The following is a 16,079-nucleotide window of genomic DNA, read 5'->3' as shown; positions in this document are numbered from 1 at the left end:
TGCGTCAGGGCAACCGCTTGACCAAGCTTTTCCCAAGGGATTTACAAGGGATTTGCAGGGGTTTTGTGGCCTCTGCATGTCCCCGGAGATTCGCAGCACGCGAATCAGGTTTTCAACAACCAAATCATGCGACGGCCGCATGCCGTGACCGCAAGTCATCCACAATTATCGTGCCCGACTCGGAAGCGGGCACGACGTCGTCGGGCATCGAAGATGCGCGATCAGCTCTTCAGCAGCGGATCGATGTGCTTGCTGAACTCCTCGAACGAGGTCTCGCCCTTCAGCATCTCGCCATTGACGAAGAAGGTCGGCGTCGAGTTCACCTTCAGCACGTCGTTGGCGTACTTCTGGTCGGCGGCGATCTTGTCGAGCAGCTTCTGATCCTTCAGGCAGTCCTCGACCTGCTGCTGGCTGAGGCCGGCCTGCTTGCCGATCCGCGTCAGCGTCTCGGTGGTGTTCTTGACCACCCAGTCGTTCTGCTGGCGGAACAGGAGGTCGATCACGGCGAAGAATTTCGGCGCGTCGTCCTTGGCGATGCAGCGCGCCAGCATCGAGCCGGCGGCGGCCTTGATGTCGAGCGGGAATTCGCGGAACACGTAACGGACCTTGCCGCTGTCGATGTAGGTCGACTTGATCTTCGGGAACACGGTCTCGTTGAAATTGGCGCAGTGCGGGCAGGTCATCGAGGCGTATTCGACGATGGTCACCTTGGCGTCCTGCGGGCCGAGGCCCATGTCCGGCAGCGACTGCGGCTTGGCGACCTCGGCTGCGGTCTGCGCGAACGCCTCAGAGATCAGGCGCAGCGGCGACAGCCCGGCGAGGGCGGCAAGCCCGGTCAGCGAGAGAGCGGTGGTGAAAGCGCGGCGCGTGATGATCAAGGTCAGCTCCCGGATTGGCGCATGCACGCCGGAATGAAGGGTCCCGAAAAAAGAAGCCTTCGCTAGCTTGAAACCACCATTGTGGCAATGCCGCGGTCTCGCGGCCGCCCCTACGAAAAGCGTCAATTTCGCTTGATCGTGGCACCCAGCCGGGCCAGCGCCGCGCGCAGATCGGCGTCCTCGACGGCTTCCAGGTTTGTCGCCTCCCGGGCGACGATTTTGGCGTCGGGCGGGCGCGGCCGCGACGGCCGGCTGCGGCGCGACAGCGGGGCCTGGCGGATCGTCAGGCGGCCGACCGCGTGCCAGCCGAAGAAGCGGTTCACCCGCTCCAGGATGACGTCGGAGGAATGCTGGATCTCCAGCGCCATCGGCCCCTCGACCCGCAGCACCAGGGTGGCCGGCTCCTGCGGCTGCCCCTCCACCGGCCGCGGCCACTGGATCTTCATCGGCTCGCAATAGGGCGCGATCCGGTCGCCCGCGATCTCGGCCCAGCGCGTCACCAGTTCGCGCGCGGCAAAGCCCTGCTTGGCATAGGCGTCCTTGAAGACGTCGCTGAGCAGGATCGACAGGGGTTTTGCGCTGATCGGGCCGGGTTTGGACATAAGAGGGGTTATAGCAGCGGTGGCGACGCGGCTGAAACCTCGTTCATCATTGTGGCCGCGCTTCGGTCTGGACAAAGAAAGACGTGGATGCCCGGGTCAAGCCCAGGCATGACGTGCCGGGATTTGCCTTAAGATACGTCCATGAGCTCGCGCGCGGCCGCCAAAACCAAATCGACCGACCAGGAAACCGACCGCCCGGCGCGGCTGCTGGCCTGGTATGACCGGCACCGCCGGCAGCTGCCGTGGCGCGCGGCGGCGGGGGAGCTCGCCGATCCCTACCGCGTGTGGCTGTCGGAGATCATGCTGCAGCAGACCACGGTGCGGGCGGTCGGGCCTTATTTCGAGAAATTCGTGTCGCGCTGGCCCGATGTGACCGCGCTCGGCCGCGCCTCGCTCGACGACGTGCTCAGGATGTGGGCCGGGCTCGGCTATTATTCGCGGGCGCGCAATTTGCACGCCTGCGCGGTCGCGGTGCTGAGCGAGCACGGCGCGGCCTTTCCGGACACCGAGGACGGCCTGCGCGGGCTGCCCGGCATCGGGCCTTATACGGCGGCCGCGATCGCGGCGATCGCTTTCGACCGCCGCACCATGCCGGTCGACGGCAATATCGAGCGCGTGGTCAGCCGGCTCTACGCCATCGAAGAGGCGCTGCCGCAGGCCAAGCCGCTGATCAAGGAGATGGCGGCGACCTTGCTCGGTCCGTCCCGCGCCGGCGACGAGACCTCTCGCGCCGGCGACAGCGCGCAGGCGCTGATGGACCTCGGGGCCACCATCTGCACGCCGAAGAAGCCGGCCTGTGCATTGTGTCCGCTGAATGACGATTGCGCGGCGCGCGTCCGCGGCGATCAGGAGACGTTCCCGCGCAAGGCACCGAAGAAGAGCGGCACCTTGCGCCGCGGCGCCGCCTTCGTGGTGACGCGCGGGCGCGAGCTCCTGGTGCGCTCGCGCCCGGACAAGGGGCTGCTCGGCGGCATGACCGAGGTGCCGGGATCGGAGTGGCTTGCCGGGCAGGAGGATGCCGCCGCGCTGGCGCAGGCGCCGGAACTCAAGGGCGTCACCCGCTGGCACCGCAAGGCGGGCGTCGTGACCCACGTGTTCACGCATTTCCCGCTCGAGCTCGTCGTCTATGCCGCCAGCGTTGCGCCGCGGACCCGCGCGCCGGACGGCATGCGCTGGGTGCCGGTGGCGACGCTCGATGGCGAGGCGTTTCCGAATTTGATGCGCAAGGTGGTCGCCCACGGGCTCAATCTCTAGGAGATGACGACCTGCTGACACCATGCTGGCAGCAGCGCTCGGCTACGACCTCCGGAACAACAGAGGCTCCCATGATCGCAACCGCCCTCGACCGCATCCCGATGCCACCCGTCGCCAGGCTGCTCGGCTGGCGCGTGGTCGATGTGCGTCCGCAGCAGGGTTGGATCAGGATCGTGTTCGATGGCAAGCCGGATTTTTGCAATCCGGCCGGCTTCATCCAGGGCGGCATGCTGTCTTCGATGCTCGACGACACGATGGGCCCGGCGGTGTTCGTGATGACCGAGGGCCGGCTGTTCACCACGACGATCACGATGACCGTGAACTTTCTCGCGCCCGCGAAGCCCGGGCCGATCACCGGCGAGGCGACCGTGACGCAGCTCGGCAAGACCATCGCGTTTGTCGAGGGCCGGCTGACGGCTGAAGATGGCACGCCGCTCGCGACGGCGAGCAGCTGCATCCGCCTGGTTGACGCGTCGCGGGCGCTGCGCTGATGCCTCTTGCGCCCAACCTAACCCGTCATCCTGAGGAGGCCGCAACGCGGCCGTCTCGAAGGGTCGACGGCCCCACTGGTGGCCTTGCATCCTTCGAGACGCGCTACGCGCTCCTCAGGATGACGGGTAGAGAGTTGCGTCAGCCCGCCCGCTGCACGATCGGCGGCTTGGCGTTCAGGCCCTCGACCTGGAAGCCGGCGACGCGCTTGTAGTTGGCGGCGATGTCTTCCAGCTCCTGCTGCGACAGCACCTCGGTGACGACGCCGAAGCCGTCGGGCGCGCGCTCCTCGACCAGTTGCATCACCTGTTCCGGGCCGTTGCGGCGGTTCAGCATCACGAGATCGGTGGTCGCCGGCCGCCGCTCGGCCTCATAGGCGGACAGCGCCGCCTGCGTCGGGCCATGCGCCAAGATCTCGCGCGTCAGCGTGCGCGCATCCAGGATGGCCTGCGAGGCGCCGTTGGAACCGATCGGGTACATCGGGTGCGCGGCATCGCCGATCAGCGTGACGCGGCCGAAGGTCCATTGCGGGATCGGGTCGCGATCGACCAGCGGATATTCATAGGCATGCGGACAGTTCCGGATCAGGCCGGGCACGTCGAGCCAGTCGAAATTCCAGCTCTCGAACCACGGCAGGAACTCGTCGAGCCGGGCGGTGCGGTTATAGTCCTCGCGGCGCCATTGATAGGTCGGCGGCATGTGCCGCTCGGCGACCCAGTTGATGTCGAACTTGCCGTCCGGGCCGGCCTCTTTCGAGATCGGATAGCAGACGAATTTCAGGACCTCGTGGCCGGCCATGATCATCGTGCGGCCGGTCAGGAAGGAGTTCGCCCGCGTGATGCCGCGCCACAGGATGCGGCCGTTCCAGAGCGGCGGCCCCTCCTGCGGATAGAGTTTTTCGCGCACCGCCGAATGGATGCCGTCGGCCGCGACCAGCACCGCGCCGTCATAGCTGCCGGCGGGCCTGCCGGTCGCCTTGTCGATGAACTCGGCGCGGACGCCGTCCGCGGTCTCGGTCCAGCCGGTGAGGTGGTGGCTGGTCAGGATGTTCGCAGCACCCAGCCGTTCGGTCGCGGCATCGAGCAGCAGCTGTTGCAGCCGGCCGCGATGGATCGAGAATTGCGGCCATTTGTAGCCGGCTTCGAGCCCGCGCGGCTCGCTCCAGATCGGCTTGCCGTGCTTGGAGAAATAGGCGAGCTCGCGGGTCCGCACGGCGGATGCGTCGAGCACGTCGTGCAGGCCGAGTTCGATCAATTCGCGCACCGCATGCGGCAGCACGTTGATGCCGACCCCGAGCGGCCGTAGCTCCGGCACGCTTTCGAACACGCGGCAGGGCACGCCGATCTGGTGCAGGCTGAGTGCCAGCGTCAGCCCGCCAATTCCGCCACCTGCAATGAGCACCGTCATGAAAAGCCCCTCTCGATTGGCCATGGTCATCGCATGGCGGCGGTGCCGCGGGCAAGGTCCGGTCCGCGGCACGGTGCGGGGTGGACGGCGAGGGGGGCTGCCGCTAACGTCCGCTGCATCTCATAAAAAGCGAGGGCCGGGTCGCAACGGACCGACAAGGCCCGCAGAGGACATCGACATGTTCAAGCTCTATACCGCCCCCGGCACCTGTGCGCTCGCCTCCCACATCGCGCTGGCTGAGGCCGGTGCGCCCTACACGGTCGAGCGGCTCGATTTCAAGGTCAACCAGCAGAACAGCCCGGAATATCTCAAGATCAATCCGAAGGGCCGCGTGCCGTCGCTGGTGACCGACCGCGGCGTGCTGACCGAAACCCCGGCGATGCTGGCCTACATCGCGCAGACCCATCCGCAGGCGAAGCTCGCGCCGCTCGACGACGCCTTCGAGTTCGCCAGGCTGCAGGCCTTCAATTCCTATCTCTGCTCGACGGTGCATGTCTGCCACGCCCACAAGATGCGCGGCGCGCGCTGGGCGACCCAGGAGACGTCATTCGCCGACATGAAGTCGATGGTCCCGAAGACCATGGGCGCCTGCTTCGACCTGATCGAGCGCGACATGCTCAGGGGACCGTGGGTGATGGGCGAGAACTACACGATCGGCGACGCCTATCTCTACACGCTGACGCTCTGGCTCGACGGCGACGGCGTCGACGTCGCGACCCTGCCCAAGGTGAAGGCGCATCGCGCGGCGATGGAACAGCGGCCTGCGGTGAAGAAGGTGCTGGCCGAGGTGAAGGCGTAAGCGCCAAAAACTCGGTGTCGCAAAAAAATCGGTGTCGTCCCGGCGAAGGCCGCGACCCATAACCACAAATCTCAATTGTGGCGCGACGCTGGGGCCATGGCCCTTCATCTCCAATTCACAACTGTGGTTATGGTCACCGGCTTTCGCCGGGACGACGTGTGGAGAGAGAGCACGCCGTCACGTCCTCTGCGTCTCGAGCTCCCGTCCCGTCTCCAGCATCAGCCTGCGCAGCCAGATCGAGCCCGGATCCATCTGCGCCCGGGTCGGATAGAACATGTGCTGCTCGTCGATCCCGGGATCGAGCGGCGGGGTCACGATCATCAGCGACAATTGCTTCGCCAGCGCCGCGATCAGCCGGCGCGGCACGAAGGCGACGAGGTCGGTGCGCGCGGTGACGTGCAGCGCCTCGATATAGCCCGGCACCACCAGCGCGATCCGCCGTTCGATGCCCTTGGCGCGCAGCCAGGTGTCGATCAGATCCTCGTTGTGGCCGCGGATGATCACGGCGACATGGCGCGCGGCGAGGAATGCTTCGCGCTTCCGCAGCTTCGCCCCGGCGGGGTGGCCGCGCCGCACCGCGAGCGCATCGATGTCGGTGTAGAGCCGCTGGCGGTGAAAGCCCTTGAAGGAGTTGCCGATCGAGATCACGAGATCGATGGTGCGGGCGAAGTCCGGCGTGAAGATCGTGGAGCTCCGCCACGGCACCACGTCGATGGTGACGTGAGGCGCGAGCCGCGTCACCTTCTCCATCAGCGGCGGCATCAACAGCTCGACCGCGAGGTCGGGCATCATCAGGCGGAAATGCCGCTCGCTGCGGGTGGCGTCGAAATCGTCCGCCACGAACAGCGTGCGCACCTGATCGAGCGCCTGTGCCAGCGGCGAGCGCAGCGCCTGCGCCCGCGGCGTCAGCTCCATCCGCGCGCCGTTGCGCACCAGCAAGGGATCGCCGATCAGGTCGCGCAGCCGCTGCAGCGCATGGCTGGTCGCCGGCTGCGACAGATTGAGCCGCAGCGCGGCGCGGCTGACGCTGCCGTCGCGCAGCAGCGCGTCGAGCGCGACCAGCAGATTGAGGTCAAGCGAATTCAAATTCATCAGGTGAATATATATCATATCACCTATCGATTGGAAGAATGGCTGGCTGCACCGCAGGATTGGAAGGCAAGGCGATCTCACGCGAAGCGGACACTGCTTCGCGTGCGGAACGCTGCACGTCAAAGCCAACCCATCGCTAAAGGAGACGCGCCATGAGCGCAGCCGACAACAAGAAACTGGTGCAGGAGATGTTCGTGATCGCGGGCAGCCCCGATCCCGCGGTGCGCGAGAAATCGCTGTTCATGGCAACGCTTGCCGACGACGCGACATGGACCGTGACCGGGCAATATTCCTGGTCGCGCACTTTCACCGGCAAGCCATCGATCATGACCGATCTGCACGGCCATGTCCGCTCCAGGCTGGTCGAGCGCGGCCGCACCGTCGCGCATCGCATCATCGCCGACGGCGACATCGTCGTGGTCGAGGCCAAGGGCAACAACCTCACCAAGGAAGGTCAGCGCTACGACAACGATTATTGCCTGGTGTTCCGCTTCGACGGCGGCAGAATCAAGGAGGTGAGGGAATATTGCGACTCGGTGCTGACCGAGAAGGCCCTCGGTCCGTTTCCTGCCGCTGAGGTTCGCGCCGCGGGTTGAAACACCAATGGCCGCGCTCGCGGCGGCGCTGATCTGGTTCGGGCAATGGCGCGAGGACCGGCGCGCATAGCGGCAACTCGCCACCATGAGCGAGCGCGAACTGCAGGATATCGGCGTCTGCCGTGCCGATATCTGCCATCGTCGCAGTGACGACAAGCGCAGGCCGTACTGGCCGCCATAACAAGAACTCTCGTCAAGATTCCGGGTTCACGCGCGTTGCGCGTGCCCCGGAATGACGACTTGCGTCAGGCCACCTTGTTCTTGAGGTGACCGAACATGATGTCGCGCGCCGCGTCATCCATCTCGGCCTTGAAGGTGTGCTTGTCCTTCAGCGCGAGCGCACGCGCCGCCGCCGGCCGCGCCGAGATCTCGTCGACCAGCCGCTTGACGTTCGGGTATTTGGCGTAGCCTTCCTCGCCGAGGATGAAGGTCGCCATCCGCGCCCAGCCCCAGAACGCCATGTCGACGATGGTGTAGCTGTCGCCGACCATGTAGCGCGATTTGGCCAGGTGATCGTCGAGGATCTTGTAGTGACGATGCGCCTCGTACTGGTAGCGGTTGTTGGCGTAGTCGAGGTCCTTCGGCGCGAAATGCTTGAAATGCACGGCCTGGCCCGAATACGGGCCGAGCCCGGTCGCGATGAACATCAGCCAGGACAGCGTCGCGGCGCGGTTGGCCGGGGTGTTGGCGGGCAGGAACTTGCCGTGCTCCTCGGCGAGGTAGAGCAGGATGGCGTTGCTGTCGAACACCTGCACGCCGTCATCGTCGATCGCCGGCACCTTGCCGTTCGGGTTGACCTTGAGGAATTCCGGCGCGAACTGCTCGCCCTTGCGGGTGTCGACCGGGATCGCCTCGAACGGCAGGCCGGATTCTTCCAGGAACAAGGCGACCTTGGTCGGGTTCGGCGCGCCGTTGAAATAGAATTTGATCATGAAGGGACTCCCTTGATTCTTGTGACCGGCGGGTTCGGGACGCGGCGGGGGGAAGGCCGCACGGCCCCTCATGCGCAAACTTCGCTGCGATGCGCAAGCGACGAGTTTGTGAATCAGGGTCGCGTGGCGCGCTGGTCAGCGGGCCGCGTTCAAGAGGGGGCGTCATCTCTCTATCTGTCATTCCGGGGCGCCGCGAAGCGGCGAGCCCGGAATCCATTAGGCCGCGGAGCTTGCGGCGCAATGGATTCCGGGCTCGCGCTGCGCGCGCCCCGGAATGACAGGGAGAGAGGCGGAAGCGTCGGACAGGTCTCGCTTCCGCCTTCTGTTCGCCGCTAGATCTATCCTGCGGTCGCAATGACGGAGAGATCTCAGCCCACCGCCATCTCGGAGCGGATCTCGGCGCGCAGCTCGTCGATCAGCTTGAGGCCGTTCTTGGTCTCGACGTGCCAGAAGGTCCAGCCGTTGCAGGCGCCGGAGCCTTGGGCCACCGCGCCGATGCGGTGGATCGAGCCGACCTTGTCGCCGAGCATGATGGCGCCGTCGGCGCGCACCAGGGCGCCGTGGCGTTTCTTGGCGTCGACCAGTCTGGCACCGGGTACGATCATGCCGCGCTCGATCAGCTCGGAGAAGGCGACGCGCGGCGCCTCGCGCGCGGTCATGAACGGCGCCAGCGTTGCCTCCGGCAGCGGCTCTATCGCGGCGATGCGGGCTTCGGCGGCGGCGGCATAGGTCCGGTCGCGCTCGAAGCCGATATAATTGCGGCCGAGACGCTTGGCGACGGCGCCGGTGGTGCCGGTGCCGTTGAACGGATCGATCACGAGATCGCCCACCTTCGACGACGACAGTAGCACGCGGGCGAGCAGCTGCTCGGGCTTCTGGGTCGGATGCACTTTCTTGCCGTCATCGCCCTTCAGGCGCTCCTCGCCGGTGCACAGCGGGATCAGCCAGTCGGAGCGCGCCTGGACGTCCTCATTGGAGGCCTTCAGCGCTTCATAATTGAAGGTGTAACCCTTGGCCTTCTCGTCGCGCGCGGCCCAGATCATGGTCTCGTGCGCGTTGGTGAAGCGGCGGCCGCGGAAATTCGGCATCGGATTGGACTTGCGCCATACGATGTCGTTCAGGAGCCAGAAGCCGAGGTCCTGCATGATCGCGCCGACGCGGAAGATATTGTGATAGGAGCCGATCACCCACAGCGTCGCCGACGGCTTCATCACGCGGCGGCAGGCCAAAAGCCAGGCGCGGGTGAAATCGTCATAGGCAGCGAACGAGGAGAACTTGTCCCAATCGTCGTTGACGGCATCGACATGCGATTCGTCGGGACGCTTGAGATCGCCCTTGAGCTGCAGATTGTAGGGAGGATCCGCGAACACCAGGTCGACCGAGCCGGCCTGAAGCTTCGACAACTCGGCCACGCAATCGCCAATGACGATGTGGCTCGACGGGGCACTCTCAAATTTAGTGCGGGGCGCCCTTGCAGACGCCCCGCGACGCGACACTACCATGACTCAAGAACTCTGACTCAGGCGACGCTGTCGGCGACGCGGGACTAAACAACCGACTGGCGTCACATTGACCCGGCAAAGTAAAAATCGACTTAATTGGAAATCTTCATGCAAAAGATTGCAGCATCTTTTGAATGGCGTGGCGCATGGCCGTCGGCGTTGTGCTGCAACATCAGCGCATTCGGCGAAAAGTTTTGCCGATCATCAAACCGGCACGATTCAGCCGGTAGATTCGGCCTCATTCGCAGCCGGTTGCGCCGCGAGCGATGCGCGTCTTCCGGACTAGGCAATTATTGCCGGGCAGGATATTGATTAACAGAATGGAAATTTTAAGTTGGTGTGTCCCACGTTGGGTCGCCGACTGGAATGAAGGGAAACCGCCATGCGCTATGATGATTTCCGCCGCAGCGACGACATCGAAGACCGTCGCGACGACAGCGGCGGAGGCGGAGGTGGCGGCGGATTCGGCATTCCGATGGGCGGCGGAGGCGGCCTCGGCATCGGCACTGTCATTGTGCTCGGCCTGCTTGGCTACGCCTTCGGCATCGATCCGCGCATCCTGATCGGCGGCGCCGAGATTCTCACCGGCGGCGGCCAGGCGCCGACCTATCAGACCGACCGGCAGGCGTCGGGCGGCCAGGTCAAGCGTGGCGCCCCGACCGACGAGATGGGCAGCATGATATCAGGCATCCTGGGTGAGATCGACGATCGCTGGAGCGAGATCTTCCAGGCTTCGGGCCAGAGCTACACCGGTCCGAAGATCGTGCTGTTCCGCAACGCCACCAATGGCGGCCGCTGCGGCATGGCGCAGTCGGCGATGGGGCCGTTCTACTGCCCGCCGGACAAGACCATCTTCCTCGACACCGGCTTCTTCCGCGAGGTCGAGACCCGCTTCCGCGGCTGCTCCGGCAACGCCTGCAAATTCACCGCGGCCTATATCATCGCGCATGAGGCCGGCCATCACATCCAGAACCTGCTCGGCATCATCCCGCGCGTGAACCGGCTGCAGCAGCAGGCCGGCAGCAAGGCCGAAGCCAACGCGTTGCAGGTCAAGGTCGAGCTGCAGGCCGATTGTCTCTCCGGCGTCTGGGTCAACCGCGAGGAGAAGAAGCGGCCGGGCTTCCTCGAGGCCGGCGACATCGACGCCGCGCTGACCACGGCGAACGCGATCGGCGACGATACGCTGCAGCGGCAGGCGACGGGCAGGGTGGTGCCGGATTCCTTCACCCACGGCTCCGCCGCGCAGCGCAAGCAGTGGTTCATGACCGGCTACCAGCAGGGTACCGTGCTGGCCTGCAACACGTTCGGCGGTGGAGTGTAGTCGTTGGGGCGCCCGAAGTATTGACCGTCATGGCCGGGCTTGTCCCGGCCATCCACGTCTTACTTCTGATAGAGTGTGAAGACGTGGATGCCCGGGACAAGCCCGGGCATGACGAGAAGATTAGAGTCATGTCCTCCATCGACGAATCCAAAACCTTCATCCCGCTCAACATCGCGGTGCTGACGATCTCCGACACCCGCTCGCTGGCGGATGACAAGTCGGGCACCACGCTGGCCGACCGGCTCACTGCGGCCGGCCACGCGCTCGCCGCGCGCGAGATCGTCACCGACGACGTCGAGGCGATCCGTGCGGTGATCCGGCGCTGGATCGCGGACCCGGGCGTCGATGCCGTCATTACGACGGGCGGCACCGGCTTCACCGGCCGCGACGTGACGCCGGAGGCGGTCGAGCCGCTGTTCGAGAAGCGGATGGACGGCTTCTCGATCGCCTTCCACATGCTGAGCCACGCCAAGATCGGCGCATCGACGATTCAGAGCCGCGCCACCGCGGGCGTTGCCGGCGCGACCTTCATCTTCTGCCTGCCGGGTTCACCGGGCGCCTGCCGCGACGGCTGGGACGGCATCCTGGCCGCGCAGCTCGACTACCGCACGCGGCCCTGCAATTTCGTCGAGATCATGCCGCGGCTCGATGAGCATCTGCGCCGCCCGAAGGCGAAGGGCGCGAGCGCGTAGTATCGGCTCTATCCACGTCATTCCGGGGCGTGCGAAGCACGAGCCCGGAATCCATTGCGCCGCAGCGTTACGTGGCCGATGGATTCCGGGCTCATCGCTGCGCGATGCCCCGGAATGACGGCAGGGCATGAGGCGAGCCTACAGCTCCAGCTCCCAGGTCTCGCCGAGCAGATCGACACCAAAGCTGTGGTGCTTCTCTTCCCTCACCTTGTGGAATCCGGCGCGGGCGTAGATGCCGCGCGCGGCGACCAGAATGCTCTGGGTCCATAGCGTCATCTTCTTGTAACCCATCTCGCGGGCGGCGCGGATGCATTGCTCGACCAGCGCGCGACCGACGCCAAGTCCGCGCGCCTCCTCCTCGACCAGCAACAGCCGCAGCTTGGCGACCCGGTCGCCGCCATTGACCAGGAAGATCGAGCCGGCCGGCTCGCCATCGACCTCGGCGATCCAGCAATGCTCGCGGGCCGGATCGAACGACCGGATGAATTGCGCGCAGATCTCGGCCACCAGTGCCTCGTAGCTGATGTCCCAGCCATATTCGTCTGCATAGGCGCGTCCCTGCCGCGAAATGACCCAGCCGATGTCGCCGACGCGATGGCTGCGCAGCAGGAAGCCGGCCGGCTTGTTCGCCGGCGGCTCCATCGCGCGCTCGATCGTGCCCATCGCGCGCACCACGGCGGCGCGGCGCTTGCCGTCGATCCGCTTCAACAGAGCGCCGACCTCGCTGCGCGAGCGGCGGTCGAGGTCCGCGGCAGCGGTGCGGCCCTTGGCGGTGAGCGCCACCTGATTGACCCGCCGGTCGGCCCTCGACGGTTTGCGTGTCAAGATCTGACGGCGTTGCAGCGCCGCCAGCATGCGGCTGACGAAGCCGGGATCGAGGTCGAGATCGCGCACCAGATCGGTCGCGATGCAGTCGGGGCGATGCGCGAGCTCGTAGATGATGCGGGCTTCCTGCAGCGTGAACGGGGAATGCAGCAGCTTGGGCTCGATGATGCCGAGCTTGCGGGTATAGAACCGGCTGAAGCCGCGCACCGCGGCGACCTGGCTCGCAAGGGAGCCGTCCTGGGAATTTGATTTCATCAAACAGATTATTTGACGCAATCAAATAAATCGCAAGAGCCGTCCGCGAGGCGCTACGCCACCATGATCCGGCTGCGCAGCATGGTGCGGGAGGAACGGCCGAGCCGGCGCAGCAGCCGCGCCTCGGAGCGGCGGGCATCGGGCCGGTAGCCGCCGATCCGTTCATAATGCTCGCGCGCGATCAGGAGGCCCTGTTCGGCCGAGGGCCCGGTGATCATGCGGGCGACGAATTTGAGGCCGTCGCGCAGGCCGGGGTCGGTGTAGGGCGCGCGGGCGTAGCGGAAGATGCCGGCGCGGTCCTTGCCGCTGGCCGCCACCATCTGGATGAACTGGGTGGTCTCCTCGATCCAGCCGGCATCGAGCACCGCGCCCGGATGCAGGAACATCAGCCAGGGCGAGCGGGCCTGCTTCGCACCGGCGGCCAGCGCCGCGGCGCGCGTGCCCTCGAACCGCAGGAAGCCGCAGCCGGCCACGTCGGCGACGCGCTCCATCACGTCGCTATTGGTGCGGTCGACCAGCAGCACCTCGCGGACGACGCCGGCGGCCGCGCCCGGCACCAGCGCCGCCAATGTGGCGACCGCGGTGCGCTCGATGCCGTCGGTTGGAATGATCACGCTCAGCATGATTTGAGGCTTCGGTGGCTCAAACGGTTCAAGAAACTCCGGCCGTGTTATCACCTTGTCATATTCAAAGCAGCCTGTTCGCTTGCAGAATTTTGCAGCAAGGTTCTGTGGAATTTCTCGATTCATGTTCTTGATTTGTTCTCACGCTGTGCTAGCTTCACAGCATGAGCCGAGCATCCTCTCATGCCCTCAAGCACCCGCCGGTAACGGCGCCCTCCGATAACCCGGCGGGTGCACCTTCACCTGTCCCTGCGCCTTTTCCCGAGCTTGCGGTCGCAATCGAGCGCGAGCGGCGGCGCGGCCGCGGCGCGCAGTCCAACGCCAGCGGACGTTACGAGGCCGAGGCGAGGGTTGCGTTCGACGACGGCTGGCAGAGCCTCGACGACCTGCCACCATTTACCACCAGCGTGGCGCTCGACAGCTCGCGCAAGGTGATCACCCGCAACGACTCGCCCGATATCGGCTTCGACCGCTCGATCAATCCCTATCGTGGCTGCGAGCACGGCTGCGTCTACTGCTTCGCGCGGCCGACCCACGCCTATCTCGGCCTGTCGCCGGGGCTCGACTTCGAGTCGAAGCTGTTTGCCAAGCCGGACGCGCCCGCGCTGCTCGAGAAGGAGCTGGCGGCGCCCGACTATGAGGCGCGGATGATCGCGATCGGCACCAACACCGATCCCTATCAGCCGATCGAGCGCGAGCGGAAAATCATGCGCGGCATCCTCGAGGTGCTGGAGCGCGCCGGGCATCCGGTCGGCATCGTCACCAAGTCGGCGCTGGTGACCCGCGACATCGATATCCTGGCGCGGATGGCCAAGCGCAATCTCGCCAAGGTGGCGCTGTCGGTGACGACGCTCGACCCGAAGCTTGCCCGCACCATGGAGCCGCGTGCCTCGACCCCGCCGAAGCGGCTCGAGGCGATCAAGCGGCTGACGGAGGCCGGCATCCCGACCACGGTGATGGTCGCGCCCGTGATCCCGGCGCTGAACGACTCCGAGATCGAGCGCATCCTCGACGCCGCCGTCCATGCCGGCGCCAAGGAAGCAAGCTACGTGCTGCTGCGGCTGCCGCTCGAGGTCCGCGATCTCTTCCGCGAATGGCTGATGGCCAACTATCCCGACCGCTACCGCCACGTTTTCACGCTGATCCGCGACATGCGCGGCGGCCGCGACTACGACTCGCAATGGGGCACGCGGATGAAGGGCACTGGCCCGATGGCCTGGATGATCGGCCGCCGCTTCGAGATCGCCTGCGAAAAGCTCGGCCTCAACAAGCGGCGCACCAAGCTGACAACCGATCACTTCGCCAAGCCGAAGCGCAACGGGCAGCAGCTCAGTTTGTTCTAGGCGGGCCGCCGTAGCCCGGATGCAGCGCAGCGAAATCCGGGTTCTTATATCGGTGGCGAGTTTTCCCGGATTGCGCTTCGCTGTATCCGGGCTACGAAGATAACAGTGAGTGCAACGATGACTAACGCCCCGACCGCGCGCTTCACCGTCCTCACGCTCGGCGTCAGCGACATGCGCGCCAGCATCGTCTTTTACGAGTCCCTCGGATTCACGAGGAAGATGCGCGCGACCGGCGAGGAGGTGGCCTTCTTCGAGACCGGCGGCAGCGTGCTCGGGCTGTTCCCGTGGCATCTGCTCGCCGCCGACGCCGCACTCCCCGATCAGCCGCGGCCGGTCGCCTTCCGCGGCGTCGCGATCGCCTGGAACTGCAACGACGATGCCGAGGTCGATCGGGTGATGGCGTTCGCGCTGTCGAAAGGCGCCACATTGCTGAAGCCGGCGCAGCCGACCAGCTATGGCGGTTATTGCGGTTATTTCGGCGATCCCGACGGCCACGCCTGGGAAGTGGTGCGCGCGCCGGGCTTCGAGGTTCGCGATGACGGGCTGGTGTCAATTCCGGACTAGCAACGGCCGACTTGAATAGCGGGGACGGGCGGCCGGTTCCCGGTTGCGCCGCGGGGCTTGCTTGATCACGATCCCACGCATGATTCGGGATAAATCCAAAAGCGCATCAAAGACCTCGTCGAAGAAGGCGCCGGCCAAATCGGCCGGGCCGGCCAAGCGCGTCGTCGCGGTGACCCGGCCGACCTTCCGGCGCGAGCGCGCGCTGATCAAGAGCGGCGTCTGGCCGGTCGCCGGCTGCGACGAGGCCGGGCGCGGCCCGCTGGCAGGGCCCGTGGTGGCCGCCGCCGTCGTGCTCGATCCCGCCCGCGTTCCAAAGGGTCTCGACGATTCCAAGCGGCTGACCGCGGAGCGCCGCGAGGAGCTGTTCGAGGAGATCTGCGCCACCGCTGCGTTCTCGGTCGCAGTGGCCTCGCCGGCGCGAATCGACCGCGACAACATCCTGCGCGCTTCGCTGTGGGCGCTGGCGCGCGCGGTGCACGCGCTGCCGGAAATGCCGAAGCACGTCTTCGTCGACGGCCGCGACAAGCTCGCCACGCCCTGCGACTGCGACGCTGTGATCGGCGGCGACGGCATTGTGGCCTCGATCGCGGCCGCCTCGATCATCGCCAAGGTGACGCGCGACCGCCTGATGTGCGCGCTGGCGCTGGATTGTCCCGGTTACGGCTTCGAGCAGCACAAGGGCTATGCGGTCCCCGAGCACCTCGAGGCGCTGGACCGGCTCGGGCCGAGCAGCCATCACCGCAGCTTCTTCGCCCCCGTCGTCGCGGCGCGGCTGAAGCATCTTCCGGTGCCGGGCGAGCCCGACCTGTTCACGGTCGATGCCGAGAGCGAAGCCGTTTCATCCGAAGCGGCGTAAAGGGCGACGGCGCCGATCATCTCCGCTGGTCATCCCCGCGTATGCGGGG

Annotated in this window: 17 protein-coding genes and 1 pseudogene; 10 read left to right on the top strand and 8 right to left on the bottom strand. The window is 66.0% G+C overall.

Annotated elements, in window-relative coordinates; all coding sequences use genetic code 11:
• Positions 1-221 precede the first annotated feature (221 nt).
• Both ACVINW_RS01360 and ACVINW_RS01355 read right to left on the bottom strand, forming a co-directional pair.
• On the bottom strand, positions 222-878 hold the full coding sequence (locus ACVINW_RS01360) for a DsbA family protein (protein WP_456749640.1): 657 nt from the start codon (positions 876-878) through the stop codon (positions 222-224).
• Positions 879-1,000: 122 nt separating this feature from the next.
• Positions 1,001-1,480, bottom strand: a complete 480-nt coding sequence (locus tag ACVINW_RS01355) for a DUF721 domain-containing protein (protein WP_456749639.1) — start codon at positions 1,478-1,480, stop codon at positions 1,001-1,003.
• Between the two features lie 141 nt (positions 1,481-1,621).
• Between ACVINW_RS01355 and mutY the strand changes: the two genes are divergently transcribed.
• A complete protein-coding gene (gene mutY, locus ACVINW_RS01350) occupies positions 1,622-2,734 on the top strand; it encodes an A/G-specific adenine glycosylase (RefSeq protein ID WP_456749638.1) in 1,113 nt (370 codons plus the stop codon).
• Positions 2,735-2,805: 71 nt separating this feature from the next.
• Positions 2,806-3,225, top strand: a complete 420-nt coding sequence (locus ACVINW_RS01345; protein WP_456749637.1) for a PaaI family thioesterase — start codon at positions 2,806-2,808, stop codon at positions 3,223-3,225.
• 139 nt (positions 3,226-3,364) lie between these two features.
• Here ACVINW_RS01345 and ACVINW_RS01340 read toward each other — a convergent pair whose 3' ends face one another.
• Positions 3,365-4,630 carry a flavin-dependent oxidoreductase gene (locus ACVINW_RS01340; RefSeq protein WP_456749636.1) on the bottom strand — a complete coding sequence of 422 codons (1,266 nt, stop codon included), beginning with the start codon at positions 4,628-4,630 and terminating at the stop codon, positions 3,365-3,367.
• Between the two features lie 178 nt (positions 4,631-4,808).
• On the opposite strand from ACVINW_RS01340, the gene ACVINW_RS01335 reads away from it, so the two are divergent.
• Positions 4,809-5,429, top strand: a complete 621-nt coding sequence (locus ACVINW_RS01335) for a glutathione S-transferase family protein (protein WP_456749635.1) — start codon at positions 4,809-4,811, stop codon at positions 5,427-5,429.
• A gap of 177 nt (positions 5,430-5,606) precedes the next feature.
• Here the strand turns inward: ACVINW_RS01335 and ACVINW_RS01330 are convergent, their stop codons facing one another.
• Positions 5,607-6,521, bottom strand: coding sequence for a LysR family transcriptional regulator (locus tag ACVINW_RS01330; RefSeq protein ID WP_456756266.1), 915 nt, complete (start codon positions 6,519-6,521; stop codon positions 5,607-5,609).
• Between the two features lie 152 nt (positions 6,522-6,673).
• On the opposite strand from ACVINW_RS01330, the gene ACVINW_RS01325 reads away from it, so the two are divergent.
• Positions 6,674-7,117 (top strand): nuclear transport factor 2 family protein, encoded by a 444-nt coding sequence (locus ACVINW_RS01325; protein ID WP_456749634.1) that lies wholly within the window; start codon positions 6,674-6,676, stop codon positions 7,115-7,117.
• Between the two features lie 73 nt (positions 7,118-7,190).
• A pseudogene (locus tag ACVINW_RS01320) lies at positions 7,191-7,298 on the top strand (DUF1127 domain-containing protein); the annotation flags it as partial.
• A gap of 64 nt (positions 7,299-7,362) precedes the next feature.
• On the opposite strand, the gene ACVINW_RS01315 reads toward ACVINW_RS01320, so the two are convergent.
• Positions 7,363-8,049 (bottom strand): glutathione S-transferase family protein, encoded by a 687-nt coding sequence (locus ACVINW_RS01315; RefSeq protein WP_456749633.1) that lies wholly within the window; start codon positions 8,047-8,049, stop codon positions 7,363-7,365.
• A gap of 368 nt (positions 8,050-8,417) precedes the next feature.
• Positions 8,418-9,551 carry a DNA methyltransferase gene (locus ACVINW_RS01310; protein WP_456749632.1) on the bottom strand — a complete coding sequence of 378 codons (1,134 nt, stop codon included), beginning with the start codon at positions 9,549-9,551 and terminating at the stop codon, positions 8,418-8,420.
• 382 nt (positions 9,552-9,933) lie between these two features.
• On the opposite strand from ACVINW_RS01310, the gene ypfJ reads away from it, so the two are divergent.
• Both ypfJ and moaB read left to right on the top strand, forming a co-directional pair.
• Complete coding sequence (gene ypfJ, locus ACVINW_RS01305) at positions 9,934-10,872, top strand: KPN_02809 family neutral zinc metallopeptidase (RefSeq protein ID WP_456749631.1); 939 nt, start codon at positions 9,934-9,936, stop codon at positions 10,870-10,872.
• 128 nt (positions 10,873-11,000) lie between these two features.
• A complete protein-coding gene (moaB, locus tag ACVINW_RS01300; protein WP_456749630.1) occupies positions 11,001-11,564 on the top strand; it encodes a molybdenum cofactor biosynthesis protein B in 564 nt (187 codons plus the stop codon).
• A 138-nt stretch (positions 11,565-11,702) separates the two neighbouring features.
• Here the strand turns inward: moaB and ACVINW_RS01295 are convergent, their stop codons facing one another.
• Positions 11,703-12,644 (bottom strand): bifunctional helix-turn-helix transcriptional regulator/GNAT family N-acetyltransferase, encoded by a 942-nt coding sequence (locus ACVINW_RS01295; RefSeq protein WP_456749629.1) that lies wholly within the window; start codon positions 12,642-12,644, stop codon positions 11,703-11,705.
• 53 nt (positions 12,645-12,697) lie between these two features.
• Complete coding sequence (locus tag ACVINW_RS01290; RefSeq protein WP_456749628.1) at positions 12,698-13,267, bottom strand: glycosyl transferase; 570 nt, start codon at positions 13,265-13,267, stop codon at positions 12,698-12,700.
• Positions 13,268-13,431: 164 nt separating this feature from the next.
• Between ACVINW_RS01290 and ACVINW_RS01285 the strand changes: the two genes are divergently transcribed.
• The 3 genes from ACVINW_RS01285 (at position 13,432) to ACVINW_RS01275 (ending at position 16,030) form a co-directional block, all read left to right on the top strand.
• Positions 13,432-14,610 (top strand): PA0069 family radical SAM protein, encoded by a 1,179-nt coding sequence (locus tag ACVINW_RS01285; protein WP_456749627.1) that lies wholly within the window; start codon positions 13,432-13,434, stop codon positions 14,608-14,610.
• Between the two features lie 117 nt (positions 14,611-14,727).
• On the top strand, positions 14,728-15,174 hold the full coding sequence (locus ACVINW_RS01280; RefSeq protein ID WP_456749626.1) for a VOC family protein: 447 nt from the start codon (positions 14,728-14,730) through the stop codon (positions 15,172-15,174).
• Positions 15,175-15,253: 79 nt separating this feature from the next.
• Complete coding sequence (locus ACVINW_RS01275; protein ID WP_456749625.1) at positions 15,254-16,030, top strand: ribonuclease HII; 777 nt, start codon at positions 15,254-15,256, stop codon at positions 16,028-16,030.
• Positions 16,031-16,079: the final 49 nt, after the last annotated feature.

The organism is Bradyrhizobium sp. USDA 4461, from assembly GCF_054055655.1.
The sequence above is the reverse complement of the archived record's forward strand: the minus strand, read 5'-3'. Positions and strand labels throughout refer to the sequence as shown.